Consider the following 15183-nt stretch of genomic DNA (forward strand, 5'->3'; position numbering starts at 1 on the left):
CCGGGGCCAAGGCCCTTGATCTTTACGGTGCTGGATAGGTGCTGGATGTTCTGACCTCCCGTCATCTGTTATCACCCCTCTTATCCGTACCGTGCTGGATTCGTGCTGGATGAGAGCGCACATGCTGGGGCGAGCACTGTCCAGAGCCTGGCGGCGGCAGGAAGTGCGGGTGGGTCAGCGCTTGCGCCGGTAGGGATCCGTGTACGGCTCCATGGACTGGCGGACCTCTTCCCGCACCGGGTCCATGAGGGGACCCGGTGCGTAGTAGCGGGCCCGGGCCTTGCCGTGGGGGACGAGCCAGCCGCGGGCGACGAGTTCCCGGATGTCGCGGATTGCTTGTTGGTCGCTGAGGTCGGCGTCCTGCTGGTAGACGGTGCGGCGGACCTTCGCGTCCGAAAACGCGGGCAGCAGGGCATAGACGACCCGCTCGTCCAGACCGGCTGCCTCGACGCCTTCGACCAAGCGGGTCCAAGCCCGCGACATCACATCGAAGCGGCGCTGGGCCTGTTGAGCCTGGCGGTGGTGTGCGGTCAGACAGAACCGGATCCAGGGCCGGGTGTCCCGCTCCGGGCTCCAGCGCGGGCCACCGACGTCCTCCAGGACCTGGTAGTAGGCGTACGTGTTCTGTCCCCGGCCGAGCCACTCCTCGATGGAGGAGAACTCGGGCGGCATCAGCGCCTCGCGGGAGAACACCAGGGTGGACAGGGCGCGGGACATTCGCCCGTTCCCGTCTTTCCACGGGTGGATCTTGACGAGGTTGAGGTGGGCCATGGAGGCGCGGACGTGGACGGGCGCGTCGAGGTCGCCTTCGTTGAGCCAGTCGATGAACTCCGACATCAGAGCGGGAACGTCCGCCTGGTCCGGAGCGGTGTAGGCGGGGATCAGGGGGTCGTCGGGGCTGGTGACGTAGACGGGCCCGTCGCGCCAGCGGCCGGGGCGTTTGTCGAGGTGGTGGCCCTGCAGCATGAAGTGCAGGCCGTTGAGCAGGCCCGCGTCGTACCGGAAGTCGTCACCGGAGTCGGCGAGGGCCTGGATGTAGGCCATGCCGCGCTGGTAGCCCTCCAGCTCGGCACGCGTCTTCTCTCCGGTGTCCAGCGGTTCCTCACCGGACATGAGGGCTTCCACGTCGTCGACTGTTGCGGCGTACCCCTCGATGGTGTTCGATCCGGCGATCGCGCGGGCGGTGAGGTTGCGGCGAAGCTGGCGGGTCCAGCGGGGGGTGGCCCGCAGCATGTGGCGCAGGGGGCGGCGCATGCTCTCGATCTCGTCGAGGGCCAGCCGGTCGTCGGCGTCAAGAGAGGGAGTCGCGTACAGCATGGCCCCATGACATGATAATTGTGTCATCAAGTCAAGTGTGCGTGCCTGGATTAGATCACCGTGGAAGGAGCGGTCTTGCCGAGGTAGATCTTGAACGCCTCGCGGATCTGGCCACGCGTGTAGTCGACCGTGTTGACGTTGGCCGGCACGACCTCCCGCTCGTATCCGCGCTTGCGGGCGGAAAGGTACTTGACCAGGCTCGACGCTCCCGTGTTGAAAGACGAACAGGTTCCGGGCGGTCCTCGGATCGCTGTGCAGCCCTTCGAAGTTGCGTGCGTGGCCGATGCCGACCCGGCTGGCGGTGTAGTACTTGCACTCGATGGCCGGCAGGCACTTGTTGCCCCGCGGTGCCATACGGATCTGCCGTGAGAGCGCCGCCTCGTCGGCGGGCAGGATCAGGACGTCACACTCGTGCAGACGCCGGAATTCCCCTGAACCTGGACTCCGAGATGCACCTCCAGAGCCGGGGCGCGGTCGAACTCCATCACGGCGTGGGTATACGGGTGTGTGGTGCTGTAGGGCTGGCCGGGGCTGGTGCGGAACACGAGATTGTTGACGGCGTTCCCATCGACGTCCGTGTAGTGGACGGACGCTCCCAGGCTGCTCGCGGTGGAGGTTGCGAGGGCCCTTGTTGTTTCCCGTGCTGGGATGGCGCTCGGCCCGCTCAAGCGGCCAGCATTAAGTAAGATTCAATCTACGTAATAATCTATCTACGTTGATGGTCTTGAGGTGTGACGTGGAATTTCACGGTCGGGTCGGGGATCTTGAACTGCTGGCCGAGCAGCACCGGACAGTGGCCGAGGGCGCTGGAGCCACTCGTGGGCGGGCCGTGATCATGACCGGACGGCGCCGAGTGGGGAAGTCGCGACTGGTCCAGGAGTTCTGTGACCGCTCGGGAGCGCCGTACGTGGTCTTCCAGGCCACCCGGGGGCGTAACCCCGTGACGGAGCGCGCAGACTTCGCCGCGACTCTCGAGCAGTCGCTACTGCCGGGGGTCGAGCTTGTCGCGGGCTTCCAGGCGCAGGACTGGAACCAGGCCCTGCGCTCACTGGCGCTCGCGGTACCGGATGACGCACCCAGTATCGCGGTGATCGACGAGGTGCCCTGGCTGGTCGAGCAGGACCAGGAATTCGAGGGCGCACTCCAAACTGTCTGGGATCGCCATCTGTCTTCCAAGCCCGTACTTCTGCTGCTGGTTGGCAGCGACACGTCGGTGATGGAAGCACTGCAGTCCTACGGGCGCCCCTTCTTCGGCCGGGCGGCGAAAATGACCGTCCACCCCCTGAATCCGGCAGATGTGCAGGCCATGACCCAGCTCGATGCCGCGGGGGCAGTCGACGCTCAGTTGATCACCGGTGGATTCCCCGAGATCGTGCAGTCATGGCGGCCGGGCATGGGACGTTCGGACTTCTTGCAGGCTTCGGTCTCCAACCCGCTCTCGCCTCTGTTGGTGGCTGGTGAGCTGTCCCTGCTGGGCGAGTTTCCCGAGGCTTCGCACTCACGGGCCGTACTGGAAGCGGTTGGCAGCGGTGAGCGTACGTTCAGTGCGATCGCAGCCCAGGCCGGCGGCGCCAACGCGCTACCGTCCGGCACGCTCTCCCCGCTACTGGCCACGCTGCAGGCCAAGCGAGTCCTGGCCGCTGATCTCCCGCTGTCCGCCAAGCCGGACACCAAGAACAAGCGTTACCGGATCGCCGACCCGTATCTGCGGTTCTGGCTGGCGTTCTTGGAGCGTGCGATCCCGCTCATCGAGCGGGGTCGCGGTGACTTGGCGATGGAACGTATCGAGCGGTCGTGGACCACTTGGCGAGGACGAGCGGTCGAGCCGCTGATCCGCGAGTCCCTGCTGCGTCTGATGCCCAACGACGATTGGCCCGAGACCGAGGCCATCGGCGGTTGGTGGAACCGACAGAACAACCCCGAAATCGATCTCGTTGGGGCGGACCGCGAGCCGGTGGCCCGGCAGGTGCACTTCGTCGGGTCGGTCAAGTGGCTGGAGACCCAGCCCTTTGGCCGTCACGAGTACGACGCCTTGGTGCGTGACCTGCTGGCTGTGCCCGGCGCCGCCCCGGATACTCCACTGGTCGCGGTCTCTCGCTGCGGGGTGGCGAGTGGCCTGCCCCTTTCCGCTCACTGGGGGCCGGAGGATCTTGTGCGGGCATGGCAGCCCCGGTAGTCGCCGGACAGCCCCCCCTGGAACCGGAAGGACGGTGTTCCGCGTCCGTCGTCGGTGTGAGGGCACGTACAGGGACGGCGCGGGAGGCGAGCGGGTGGGCGGGGTGTCTGGCCGTTGTCGTCGGGTTTGCGACCGGGGTTGGCGTATGGGGGGTTGGTGCGGCGCCCGGGCTGCGTGGGGCGTTCGAGGGGGAGCGGGACTGGAGTCTGCTCTATCTGGACGGTCCGGTGATCGTGTTCGGGGTGCCCGCTCTCGCGCTGGGGGTCTGGGCCTTGGTGGGTGGTGTGTTGCGGGGGCGTGACTGGATGGCGGCTGTGGCCGTGCTGCTGACGCTGGCCGTTGTCGCCTGGGGGTGCGGAGAGTGGCTGGAGTTGCGGACCGATCGGTTCACGCGTGGTGAGTCCTGGTGAACGAGCGTGAAGGACGCGCGCGGAGCATGATGGCCGATGGCGTGACCGGTCGGCCGCGCGTTCTGCGTCATTCGGAGGGAGTGCGGCACATGTCGTATCCGGAGCCCCGCCACCACGGGGACAAGGGCGAGGTCAACGCGGTGTTCCGGCCCGTGGGTACCCCCGCCGACGTGCGGTCCCCGTCGGGTACCGAGACGCACTTCGTGGCGTCCAGTGTCTCGACCGGTGGTGAGTTCGGGCTCTACCGGATGGACATGGTGGCCAGGGGCGGTGGGCCGAGCACTCATTTCCACAAGACGATCTCGGAGTCGTTCTACGTGCTGGAGGGCACGGTCCGGCTGTACGACGGTGAGCGCTGGATCGATGCGGAGAAGGGCGACTTCCTGTACGTGCCGCCCGGCGGGCTGCACGGTTTCCGCAACGACTCGGACGCGTCCGCGTCGATGCTCATCCTGTTCGCGCCTGGAGCACCGCGTGAGGAGTACTTCGAGAAGGTCTCCACGGTCGGGCAGATGACGGACGAGGAGCGCACGGCGTTCTTCCTCAAGCACGACACCTACTGGGTGGACTGACGGCAAGCCGTGTGCGCGGCAAAGTCCCTGCGTACGCCCTCCTTTGTTACTACAGGTCAATCCATGGCCCATGCTTGCGGTCAACAACCAACGGTTGCCAGGGTGTTGCTGTCTGTCAACCTGTTGGGAGTGGCCCTGTGGCTTTCGGTGAGCAGCCGGCCTACCTGCGTGTCGCGAGTGATCTTCGGCGGAGGATCGTCGATGGTGCTCTGCCCCCGCACACCCGACTGCCGTCGCAGGCCCGTATCCGAGAGGAGTACGGCGTCTCGGACACGGTCGCTCTCGAAGCCCGCAAGGTGCTGATGGCGGAAGGGCTCGTCGAGGGCCGTTCCGGGTCGGGGACCTATGTTCGGGAGAAGCCCGTCCCGCGCCGTATCGCCCGTTCCGGCTACCGGCCGCCGTCCGGTGCGAACCCCTTCCGGCAGGAGCAGACCGAGGACGGGGTGCACGGTACGTGGGAGTCGAGCAGCGAGCGGGACGAGGTGGCGCCGGAGATCGCCACGCGGCTCGGGATACGGCCGGGCGACCCCGCGATGCGTACGCGCTACGTCTTCCGGGACGCGGGGGAGCCGATGATGCTGTCGACATCCTGGGAGCCCCTGGAGGTCACGGGGCGCACCCCCGTGATGCTCCCCGAGGAGGGGCCACTTGGCGGGTGCGGGGTCGTGGAGCGGATGGCGGCCATCGGCGTCGTCGTGGACAACGTGGTCGAGGAGGTCGGCGCGCGACCGGGGCTGGCGGAGGAGTTCCTGTCGCTCGGCGGTGTGCCCGGCCATGTCGTGATGGTTCTGGAGCGGACGTACTACGCGTCCGGCCGCGCGGTCGAAACGGCGGACATGGTCGTCCCGGCGGACCGCTACCGCATCGCCTATCACCTTCCGGTCAGATGACGATCCGTTGAGGACCGGCTGACCGAGGCGCCGCCGTCATCCGTACGGGCCGGCCACGTGCCGCATCAACAGGGCTTCGGGCGTGGGGAGATGGTGGGTGTTTGCACCTGTGTGCCCTCGCGGCTCCGAAACTTCTTGGCCAGATGTGTACCTCTTTGTGTAAACCCGCATCCGCTGAGTGAAGGTCAGGCGTAGGCTCGGGCATATGCGGATCGGGGTTTCCAGGAGATCGTCCAAGTGGTGCGGGCCGTTGGTGGGAGGGGCGCGATGACCGACAGTGGTGCTGTGCTGCCCTGGCTGGTCATACGTCAGGACGACAACGGTAACCGGTACCGCGTGGGCAGGTACGCGACGAAGGACGAGGCGCAGAAGACCGCCGACAGCCTCGGCGTCAAGGGTCACAAGCAGCTCTACTGGGTCGAGCGCCTGCAGCAGACCAGCCGCTGACCTCGCCGGCTCCGGGCCTCGTCGGCTCCGGACCGTGCCCCCTTCGTGGAGCGCGCCCTCGGCCGGGTTACGCTCCGGCGCATGAGTGACGGCGGAGCTGCAACGGTCTTGATCGACACAGTCGCATGGGTTCGCGTGGAGCAGGGCCGGATCCTCTGCGCGCGCTCCCGCGGGAAGGATGTCTTCTACATCCCGGGCGGCAAGCGCGAAGGCGCGGAGAGCGATCTGGAGACCCTGCTGCGCGAGGTCGAGGAGGAACTGGCTGTGGCCGTCCTTCCGGCCACGACGGCCCATCTGGGTACGTACGAGGCCCAGGCCCACGGTCAGCCCGACGGCGTGCTCGTCCGGATGAGTTGTTACTCCGGCGACTATCGGGGCACGCCGGCCGCCAGCAACGAGATCGAGGAGATCCGCTGGCTCTCCTACGACGACCGGGGCCGTGTGGCCCCCGTCGACCAACTCCTCTTCGACGACCTCCGGGCATCGGGCGAGCTGACATGAGCCTCCGTCAAGATAGTTCTTCTTGGATTACGGGTATGTGCTGATCAACCCCCCTAAAAAGGGCATGGGCCCGCTGTCTGTCCGGGGAAGTGGTCGGCTTGATCGAGGCGGAGAGCACCTACGCCGAGTGGACCTTCCCTGCCGAGCCCAATGCCGTACGTGCCGCACGCCACGCGGTACGCGACACCCTCGGCGTCTGGCGTCTCGACCACCACGTTCGCGATACGGCCGTTCTGTTGGTCAGCGAACTCGTGACCAATTCCCAGCAGTACGCGCCGGGGCCGATCGGTGTCAGGCTGGCTGTAGTGCCCGTAAGCCAAGCGGACCTCACCGGTACCGCGCTGCTGGTGGAGGTGTCCGATCCGCTCCCCGATCCGCCGACCGCACGATCCCCCGGCCTTGACGACGAAGGGGGGCGTGGGCTCCAGCTCGTCGCTTGCTCGGCTCGGCGCTGGGGTACACGCCGGGGGAAGACGGGTAAGACGGTGTGGTTCGAGCTGCCGCTCCCTGGTTAGGAGTGTGGAGGGACGACGATCACGTGTGCCTCGGCTCAAAAAGAACGAGACTGTGCTGTGATCGTGAACGGCGTGCCTGTCAGGGCCGTAGTGCTGAATACTGCGGAGATGACCGGTCCGGTGCGTGAGCTGGAGGGGACGGTCGCGTGAGCGAGATACCTGGAACGGCGGACGACGTCGTGTGGCAGAGCAGTCCGCCCGGCTCGATCTATGACTACATAAAAGTTGCTTCCTTCTCGATCGGCCCCGACGGGCTGGTCGACCAGTGGAGTCTGCGAGCCGCTGAGCTGTTCGGGATCACCCCTGACGAGGTCAGGGGCAAGGACCCGGTCGAGGTGTTCATGCCTGCGGATCTGCGCAGGCGAGGGCAGAGCAAGGTCGCCGAGATTCTTGACGGCAAGGAGTGGACCGGGCTCGTCCCGTTCCAGGTGCCCGGCGAACGTGGAATCAACGGCCTCGCCGAGGTCTATGTGATGCCCAGTGAGACGGAGAACGGCGAACGGGCCGCGCTCTGCGTCGTCGTGGACGTCCGCGCACTGCGCCAGATCGAGACGGAACTCGCCTCGTCGCAGGCCATTTTCGGCCAATCTCCCTTTGGCTTCGTGCTGTTCGGCACCGACCTCACCGTCCGGCGCGCCAACCAGCGCTTCGCCGCGGTCTTCGGTGGCACGGCGGACGACCACCGCGGACGCACGATCCACGACTATCTCTCCCGTCCCGAGGCAGATCGGTTGACCGCCTCTCTGAAGCGGGTCCTGGAGACCGGCGAATCCGCCACCGACATCCAGATAGTCGGCGTCGCCCCCGGCGGCAACGAACGCCGGCACTGGTCGATCAACCTGTACCGCGTGCTCGGCGGAGCCGGCCGCACGATCGGGGTCGCCGGGATCGGCAGCGATGTCACACGACGTCAGATCGCCGCACGTGAGGCCGCGAGCGCCCAGCGCAACCTCGCGATCCTCAACGAGGCGAGCGCCCGAATAGGCAACTCCCTCGACCTGGAGACCACCGCCAAGGAACTCCTCGACGTCGCCGTCCCCGGCTTCTGCGACCTCGCGTCCGTCGATCTCTACCAGGGACTGCTGACCGGCGACGAGGCCCCGCCCGGACGCGGCGGCTCCTCCGGCTCCGAGTCCGGCGGCGGCAGCGCCACCCTGCGGCGCGTCGCCTACGCCAGCGCGGTCGCCGACGCGCCCCTCCTCGGATCCGACCTGACAGGTGAAGGCGCGGTCGAGCCGCCCGCGGCCGGTGCCGTCCACCGATACCCCTTCAACTCGCCCTGTGCGAACGCCTTGCGCACCGCCAGGGTCCAGACGGTCCCCGGCGCACCCGGCAGCCTCATCCAGTCCACCTTCGCCGTGCCGATGGTCGCGCACGACACCGTCGTCGGACTCGCCCAGTTCTCCAGGACCAAGGGCAGCGAGCCCTTCGGGGAACGGGACCGCGCCCTCGCCGTGGAACTCGCGGCACGCGCCGCCGTCTGTATCGACAACGCCCGCCTCTATCGCAGGGAGCACGAACGCGCGCTGATACTCCAGCGCAGTCTGCTCCCACCGGGCGACCCCGAGGCGGCCGGGCTGGACATCGCCTGCCGCTATCTGCCGGGGAACACCGCCACCGAGGTCGGCGGCGACTGGTTCGACGTCATCGAGCTGCCGGGTCACCGGACCGCGCTGGTCGTCGGCGACGTCATGGGGCGGGGGCTGCGCGCCGCCGTCGCCATGGGCGAACTGCGCACCGCCGTACGCACCCTGGCACTGCTCGACCTGGAGCCGGCCGAGGTCCTGTCCGCGCTGGACGAGATCGCCCGCGGCCTCGGCACACCGAGCGGCGCCCAGCAGGCCTCGCGCGTCGCCCACAAGTCGCGGGACGCCGACCTCTCCGAGGTGTATCTCGCGACCTGCGTCTACGCCGTCTACGACCCGGTCACCCGGCGCTGCACCTTTGCCAACGCCGGACACCCTCCTCCGGTGCTCGTCGAACCCGGCGAGGAGGCGCTGCTCCTCGACGTACCGCCAGGAATGCCCCTGGGCGTCGGCGGAGAGCCGTTCGAGCAGGTCGAGGTCGAACTTCCCGAAGAGGCACTGCTCGCGCTCTACACGGACGGTCTCGTCGAATCCCGCGACCATCCGATCGACGAAGGGCTGACGGCCTTCCGCCGGGCGCTCACCAATCCCGTGCGGCCCCTGGAAGACGTCTGCGACCACGTACTCAACACGCTCGACACCCGGCACGGTGAGGACGACATCGCGCTGCTGATGGCCCGCATACAGGGGTTGCCCCTCGACGCCGTCGGGGACTGGCAACTGCCGCGCGAGCCGCGCTCCGTCGGCCGCGCCCGGGAGGTCGCCCGTGCCCAGCTCCACGCCTGGGGCCTCGAACCGCTGGTGGACACCGTCGAACTGCTCGTCAGCGAGTTGGTCACCAACGCGATGCGCTACGGCGAGGGCGAGATCAGGCTGCGGCTGCTCCGTGACCGCACACTGGTCTGCGAGGTGTGGGACGCGGGCCTCGTACAGCCCCGCAGACGGCGGGCGCGCGACACGGACGAGGGCGGTCGCGGACTCCAGCTGGTCGGGCTGCTCAGCGCGGCCTGGGGATCGCGCCGCACCCCGCGCGGCAAAACGGTCTGGTTCGAACTCGCCCTGCCCGACGGGGACTCGACGGCGGAACCCACCGTCGAACAACTCCTCAGCATGTTCTGACTCCGGACCGTCCTCTCCGGCCGGCTCACCAGAAGGGGCCGGCCGGATTGGGTCAACCGCGCGTGCCACCGCCGCCGAACAGGCCGCCGGGCCCGGACCGGTGCCCGAGCGACCGGACATCCTGCTCGGCGAGGCTCTGCGCCTGCCTGGCCAGCCCGTCCGCGTGCTGGGCCTCGGCCAGCGCACCCCGCGTATCACCCAGCTCCGTCAGCGTCCCGGCCTGGTCGAGTCGCCGTTGCCCCTCCGCCAGCCGGGTGCGGGCCTCGCCGCCCACCGCACCGCGACGAGTCGAGATGTAGTCGGCCGCCGCCCCGACCGCCGAGCGGGCGCCGAGCAGCGCGTGGTCCAGCAGCGCCCGCGCCCGGCCTTCCCTCACCTCGCGCTCGCGCGCGCCCGCGAGAGCTTCGTCCAGCACCGCGTCCGCTTCCTCGACCCTGCGCAGGGCGTCGATCGGGTCGTACGGCCCGGCTGACTGCTCCTGCCGCACGTCGGCGACCACGGCCTCGGCACGCGCGATCCGCCCCTCCAGATCGGCCGTCGCCGTACTTTCCGCCGTACTTTCCGCCGTGCGCTCCTCCGTGCCTTCCTCCGTGCCTTCTGCCGTGTCTTCGAGCAGGCCGCGCGCGTCCGCCAGGTCGGTCTCCGTGTCCATCAGCGCGCCGGGGAGTCTGCCGGCGGCCTCCGCGAGTTCGAGCGCGCGCCGTTCCACCCCCTCGACCAGTGTCGTCGCCTGACCCACGGCGCTCTCCACCGCCCGTACACGCACCGCCGCGCGCCCGTTGTCGCCCGCCCCGATCGCCCGCCGCGCGTCGTCCAGGTTCTTCGCCGCGAACACCAACCGGTCGTCGGCCTGCTCGACCGCACTCCCGACCGGGGCCGAAGCCGATCCCGCGTACCGCTCGCGCATCGCGGCGAGCGTGGCGGCGGCCGTGACGTTCCTGCCGGTCAGCTCCCGGAACGCGGCCTCGGCGGCGGCCAGCGCCTCCGGCGCGTCGCGCCCCCCGGCGCGCAGCCGGCCGAAGGCCGCTGACTCGGCGTCCAACCGGCTGTTGGCGTCCGTACATCGGGCGATGATCTCGTCCAGCGTGCGCCGCCGGGTGCGGTCGTCCGCCGGGTTCGCGTCGTCGAGCTGCCGGCGCAGCCGGAAGGCCGTCGCCAGCTCGCCCTTCGCGTACGTCACGGTGTCCTGGAACGGTCGCGTCGCGCCCTCACCGAACTGTGCCGTGGCGAAGCCGAGTTCCTCCTGGCTGGTACGCACGGCGTCGTCCGTGTCGACGAGGGCCAGTCCCGCCCGCCGGTCGAGTTCCGGCAGCGGAGTACGCGGCGACTCCCCCGGCCCGTGCCGGCCCTCCGGACCGTCTTTCGGTGTCGTCCGCGTCGACGCACGGTGCTTGCGTTTGACGGAGGAGTACGCGGCGAGGGCTGCCGCACAGCCCACCAGGGCGACAGGCAGGACGAGGGCGCTGCCCGACGTGTTGGAGGAGGCGGCCGTCCGCGCCTCCTCGGTCTGCCCGCCCTCGGTAAGAGGAGCAGCGGACGCGACGGAGTACGCGTACAGCCGGTCGGGGGACGCGTTCACCGCGCTCTCCCGGTCTTCGAGGGCACCGACCTTGTCGGTGATCTGCCCCTGACGCGAAAGAGTGAGGGGATCCTCGGCGCGGGCGTCGGCGCCGGCGACCGGTGAGAGAGCGGACATCAGCAGCCATCCAGCCGTCACCAGCAGGGCCAGGAGGCTCCGGCCCGCACGAGTCCGGTTACGGCTTACGGTCCGCGTCACATTTCGGAGGCTATGTCCGGCCCCGGCCGTCCGCGACCGGACCCCGCGCGACCTGGAGCTCGGCCTGGAGCGCAGGGTGAAGCGCCGGACTCAGCCCCGTTTCGACCGGCGCCGCACACGGGGCGGCGCCGGTCGAGCCTCGGGATCCGGGGCGGGAATCAGATGCTGAACCGCTCCTTGGCCAGCATCGGACGGATGCGCGAAGCGAAGCCGCCGGTGCGGAAGGGGCTCTGGAGCAGTCCGGGGCGCAGCTCCTGTGCGAGAGCGGCGGCGATCATGCCCTGGTCCAGGGCGAGTGCGGAGCTGCTGACGTGTCCGGTCCCCACATTGACCGAGTCCCGGAACCCGTAGCCGTCGTCGTACGCGCCGAAGTCGTCCGCGATCGCCTTGAGGTTGGCGAGGGCTTCCGACCGTGCGTAGGGAAGGGCGAGGAACGAGGCGTGCGGGGTCACGACCCCGTTGGTGTACGCGGACGCGGGCGGCAGCGACTCACCGTGCTTGACAAAGGTGCGGTCGGTGTTCGAGGCGTACCCGTCGAGGTTCATGCCGATCGCGTCCACGCCGTACTCCTGGTAACCGCCTTCGGGCACCTCGGAGGGCGAGAACCCCCAGTACCCGTACTCCGCCTCTTCCAGGCCGTGCTCGATCTGGGAGCGGACGAAGCGCCGGTGCGTGGTGCCCCACGAGCGGGGGGACCACTCCGGCTCGGGCACGAACAGCGGCACCATCAGGGCTTCGAACATCGAGCCGCCCCAGGTCGGAACCAGCTTGCGGCCCCGGTAGGTGTAGTGCCCCTGGAAGAGCCGGACGCCGTCGATGGTGTCGTACGCCCCGCCGGGCGGCTGCTCCTGACCGTGCTCGGGAAGCAGCGTGCGGAACATGTGCCAGTAGTGGTCCGAGGGAAGGCTGCCGTCGGCGATCCCCAGGTAACTGGCCATGCGGGGCTCGGTGTTGAGCGCTCCGTAGTGGTGGCCCGTCGGCTCGCCGGTGTCGGTCCAGAAACCGCCCCGGAGCTGGCCGGGGTTGGCGACCGGGTCGGCGGCGTCGTACGGCGTGTAGTAGTACGACCAGTCGGCCGTGGCCAGCAGCTTGTCGACCCGGCGGCGCAGTCGGCTGTCGGCGTCGGCGGCGATGAGCAGGCCGGTCACGAGCCAGGCGTTGTCGACCGAGGAGAGGAAGGGACGGACCGGGTCGCCGGTGCCCGGCCAGTTGGTGAGCACCGAGCCGTCATGGGCGTCGTACCAGTTGAGCCAGAAGCCGTGGTGACGTTCGAGCTTCTCGACGGCCGTGAGGGCCCGGTCGAGGCGGCGGTGCATGGTGTCCTCGTCGATGACGCCGAGTCCGGCGGCGGCGACCGTGGACCAGAGCCCGCAGCCGATGTTGGTCGGCGAGGTGTTCTGGGAGGGGACCGGCCCGCCCGGTGCGTCGAGGTTGATCTTGTCGGCGGCGAGACCGATGTCGGTCGTCATCGCCTCGATCGAGTGATACGTGTCCCGGAACCAGCGGAGCAGCTCCGATGTATCTGAGGCGTGAGCGGCACGAGCACGCGACGCGGCCGAGGCCGGCGCGGACACGGCGGGTGTGGCGAAGGCGCCGAGGGACAGGGCGGTGGCTCCTGTTCCCGCGGCGGCGAGAAATGTACGACGGTCCATTGGTCTCCTAGCGAGGGGACCACCGGCTTCAGCCGGTGGGGGAATCGCTTCCCTGGCCTGTGGTATTTTCCGTTCGTCCCGATAAGGGATCGGTTCGGGCTGGACCGCAACCCTCGGGTTGGAAGCCCCCCTCCTTCAGGTGGGGGAGCGGAGTCACGAGAGTCCAGCTCCCCTTGGGCGGCTGGCAGATGTGGAGTTGTGGCCAGGACCGGTGCCTGGGCCGGGTCTTTGGCCCGCCGCCATGGCCGGAAGATTGACCGGAGGTCCGGCCATGGCGGCGGTGCTGGTGCGGGGGCCGACGGCGGTCAGGTGCCGCCGGCCCCCGGGACTGTGGGGGGCGATCAGGCGCGGGTGAGGCGCAGGAAGCGGATGCCCGGATTGGGCAGCGCGACGGTCAGCGTCGCCGTGCCCGTGTCGTCGGCGACCACGGGCGCGAGGGGCTCCACCGGCAGCTCGTCGGCGGCGCGCAGTTTCGCCCACTGGAGCGCGTCGGGCCAGTCGCCGCCGCCGAGGTCGTTCCAGACGGCCTGGATGTTGGAGTGCTGCTCGTCGACCTGGCGGGAGAGAGCGGTGTAGTCGGCGCCCGGCTCAAGTCCGGTGATTCGCACGGTCGCCGTGCGGTTCAGCGCCGCGGAGCCGTCGATCTTGGACTGGTCGAGCGTGCCGTTCCAGACCAGGACGTCGACGGTGGAGCCGTCGTCGGCGCGGGTGGCCAGGGATTCCACGAGCGCCTCGGCGCCGTCGCCGCTCACGGCGGCGGGAATACGCCCACCGGCCAGCTGGGAGAGGAGATACAGCGCCCAGAAGCGCGGCTTGCGCAGATTGCCGACCGTGAGCAGACCGAATCCGCCGTGGAAGAGACGGGGCGGCCAGCCCAACTCCTCGAACTGGTCGGAGGCGACCCAGTAGGCGAGCGCGTCGGTGGAGGACAGGGCGCTCTTCATACCGCGCAGGACGAACGGAGCGGCGAAGACGGAGTCGCTGACCCGGTGGAAGTGGGTGGGGGTGACACCCCACTCGGTCCACAGGATCTCCGGCTCGGGCCGGCCGGTCGCCTCGGCGAACGCGCGGGTCATCGGACGGAAGTCCAGCGGGGCGTTGCCGTAGGTGTGGGTGGAGACGAAGTCGACCGGCACGTCGCGCTCCTGGCAGTACTCAAGGAGGGCGCCGACCCAGCCGGCCGCGGCCGAGGACGGGCCGCCGACCTTGATCCGCTCGTCGACGGCCTTCACGGCGCGGACGGCGACTTCGTAGAGCCGGTGATAGTCGTCCTGGGTGCCGTTCCAGAAGACCTCCAGATTGGCCTCGTTCCAGACCTCGAACTCCCACCCGGCGACGGTGTCCCTGCCGTAGCGGTCCTGGAGGTGGACGGTCAACTCGCGGCAGAGGTCGCCCCAGTGCTCCCACACGGCGGGCTTGGAGACCAGGGCCCGGTAGTCGAAGACCGTGTAGTGCGGATCGGCGGCGAGTTCCTTGGGCATGAAGGAGAGTTCGACGACGGGCTGGAGTCCGGTGGCCAGGAAGCGGTCGTAGACCTCGTCCAGTCCGGAGAAGTCGAAGGAGCCGTCCGGCCGGACAGCCAGTGTCTCGGGGAGGAAGGTGCCGTGCGCCCGGACGGAGCGGACGCCGATCTCGTCACGGACGATCCCCAGGGCCTGGGCGTACTCCTTCGCGACGTCCGAACCGCCCGCACCCGGCTTGTCCCAGGTCAGCAGGGAGAAGTGCTCGGCGCCGATCATCCTGTTCCAGACCCCGGGCAGGGGAGTGGCGGTCGCCGCCGCGTCCACCGTGACGGTGACCGGGGCAGGGCTGGAGCCGGCGGCCCTGGCGCAGCCGCGGGCCGCTTCCGAGAGGGCGCCCGCCCCGCTGTCGGACCAGGTGGCGACCTTGTAGAAGTAGCCGCGGCCGGGCTCGGCGAGCGTGTCGGCGTACGGGGGATGGGGCACGGCGAGCACATCGCCGCCGAGGTGGTCGAGCGGTTCATAGGGGCCGTCGACGGAGTCGGCGCGGTGTACGAGATATCCGAGCGCGCCCGCCACCGGCTGCCAGGTCAGCCGCACATGGCCGGTGCCGTCCTCGGCGGACAGGCCGCCGGGGGCGGGGAGTTCCCCGATGCCGGTGAGCCGCTGATCGCTGGGCTTCCCGATACGGGTCTCCCAGTCGGAGCGAGCGGTGGACTTCTCGGTCATGTCGGTGCAAACCTTTTCGTCGATGAGTGCGC

12 protein-coding genes are annotated in these 15183 nt (G+C 69.3%); 8 read left to right on the forward strand and 4 right to left on the reverse strand.

Annotated features, from left to right (window positions below):
• Positions 1 to 174: 174 nt before the first annotated feature.
• On the reverse strand, positions 175 to 1317 hold the full coding sequence (locus ACIBLA_RS02380) for a Fic family protein (protein WP_399197548.1): 1143 nt from the start codon (positions 1315 to 1317) through the stop codon (positions 175 to 177).
• A gap of 736 nt (positions 1318 to 2053) precedes the next feature.
• Between ACIBLA_RS02380 and ACIBLA_RS02385 the strand changes: the two genes are divergently transcribed.
• From ACIBLA_RS02385 to ACIBLA_RS02420, 8 genes are all read left to right on the forward strand, one after another.
• On the forward strand, positions 2054 to 3493 hold the full coding sequence (locus tag ACIBLA_RS02385) for an ATP-binding protein (protein ID WP_399197549.1): 1440 nt from the start codon (positions 2054 to 2056) through the stop codon (positions 3491 to 3493).
• Positions 3494 to 3549: 56 nt separating this feature from the next.
• Positions 3550 to 3903 carry a hypothetical protein gene (locus ACIBLA_RS02390; protein WP_363241707.1) on the forward strand — a complete coding sequence of 118 codons (354 nt, stop codon included), beginning with the start codon at positions 3550 to 3552 and terminating at the stop codon, positions 3901 to 3903.
• An 89-nt stretch (positions 3904 to 3992) separates the two neighbouring features.
• The gene (locus tag ACIBLA_RS02395) at positions 3993 to 4475 is read left to right on the forward strand and encodes a cupin domain-containing protein (RefSeq protein ID WP_363241706.1); all 483 of its coding nucleotides are present in this window, start codon (positions 3993 to 3995) and stop codon (positions 4473 to 4475) included.
• Positions 4476 to 4612: 137 nt separating this feature from the next.
• The gene (locus ACIBLA_RS02400; protein ID WP_363241705.1) at positions 4613 to 5365 is read left to right on the forward strand and encodes a GntR family transcriptional regulator; all 753 of its coding nucleotides are present in this window, start codon (positions 4613 to 4615) and stop codon (positions 5363 to 5365) included.
• Between the two features lie 267 nt (positions 5366 to 5632).
• The gene (locus ACIBLA_RS02405; protein ID WP_363241704.1) at positions 5633 to 5812 is read left to right on the forward strand and encodes an SPOR domain-containing protein; all 180 of its coding nucleotides are present in this window, start codon (positions 5633 to 5635) and stop codon (positions 5810 to 5812) included.
• A gap of 81 nt (positions 5813 to 5893) precedes the next feature.
• Positions 5894 to 6313, forward strand: a complete 420-nt coding sequence (locus tag ACIBLA_RS02410; protein ID WP_363241703.1) for an NUDIX domain-containing protein — start codon at positions 5894 to 5896, stop codon at positions 6311 to 6313.
• Between the two features lie 89 nt (positions 6314 to 6402).
• A complete protein-coding gene (locus tag ACIBLA_RS02415; RefSeq protein WP_399197550.1) occupies positions 6403 to 6828 on the forward strand; it encodes an ATP-binding protein in 426 nt (141 codons plus the stop codon).
• A gap of 146 nt (positions 6829 to 6974) precedes the next feature.
• The gene (locus ACIBLA_RS02420) at positions 6975 to 9533 is read left to right on the forward strand and encodes a SpoIIE family protein phosphatase (RefSeq protein ID WP_363241702.1); all 2559 of its coding nucleotides are present in this window, start codon (positions 6975 to 6977) and stop codon (positions 9531 to 9533) included.
• Positions 9534 to 9585: 52 nt separating this feature from the next.
• On the opposite strand, the gene ACIBLA_RS02425 is transcribed toward ACIBLA_RS02420, so the two are convergent.
• The 3 genes from ACIBLA_RS02425 to ACIBLA_RS02435 form a co-directional block, all read right to left on the reverse strand.
• On the reverse strand, positions 9586 to 11229 hold the full coding sequence (locus ACIBLA_RS02425; RefSeq protein WP_399197587.1) for a TPM domain-containing protein: 1644 nt from the start codon (positions 11227 to 11229) through the stop codon (positions 9586 to 9588).
• Positions 11230 to 11468: 239 nt separating this feature from the next.
• Positions 11469 to 12962, reverse strand: a complete 1494-nt coding sequence (locus tag ACIBLA_RS02430; protein WP_363241701.1) for a glucoamylase family protein — start codon at positions 12960 to 12962, stop codon at positions 11469 to 11471.
• Between the two features lie 341 nt (positions 12963 to 13303).
• Complete coding sequence (locus ACIBLA_RS02435) at positions 13304 to 15151, reverse strand: glycoside hydrolase (protein WP_363241700.1); 1848 nt, start codon at positions 15149 to 15151, stop codon at positions 13304 to 13306.
• Positions 15152 to 15183: the final 32 nt, after the last annotated feature.

Source organism: Streptomyces sp. NPDC050433 (assembly GCF_044458565.1).
In the GTDB taxonomy this organism is placed as follows: Bacteria; Actinomycetota; Actinomycetes; order Streptomycetales; family Streptomycetaceae; genus Streptomyces.

What these genes read in the sequence shown, in the direction of transcription:
- ACIBLA_RS02380 (WP_399197548.1), bottom strand. Translation starts at nt 1,317, where the DNA reads ATGCTGTACGCGACTCCCTCTCTTGACGCCGACGACCGGCTGGCCCTC.
- ACIBLA_RS02395 (WP_363241706.1), top strand. Translation starts at nt 3,993, where the DNA reads ATGTCGTATCCGGAGCCCCGCCACCACGGGGACAAGGGCGAGGTCAAC.
- ACIBLA_RS02405 (WP_363241704.1), top strand. Translation starts at nt 5,633, where the DNA reads ATGACCGACAGTGGTGCTGTGCTGCCCTGGCTGGTCATACGTCAGGAC.
- ACIBLA_RS02410 (WP_363241703.1), top strand. Translation starts at nt 5,894, where the DNA reads ATGAGTGACGGCGGAGCTGCAACGGTCTTGATCGACACAGTCGCATGG.
- ACIBLA_RS02425 (WP_399197587.1), bottom strand. Translation starts at nt 11,229, where the DNA reads ATGTCCGCTCTCTCACCGGTCGCCGGCGCCGACGCCCGCGCCGAGGAT.
- ACIBLA_RS02430 (WP_363241701.1), bottom strand. Translation starts at nt 12,962, where the DNA reads ATGGACCGTCGTACATTTCTCGCCGCCGCGGGAACAGGAGCCACCGCC.
- ACIBLA_RS02435 (WP_363241700.1), bottom strand. Translation starts at nt 15,151, where the DNA reads ATGACCGAGAAGTCCACCGCTCGCTCCGACTGGGAGACCCGTATCGGG.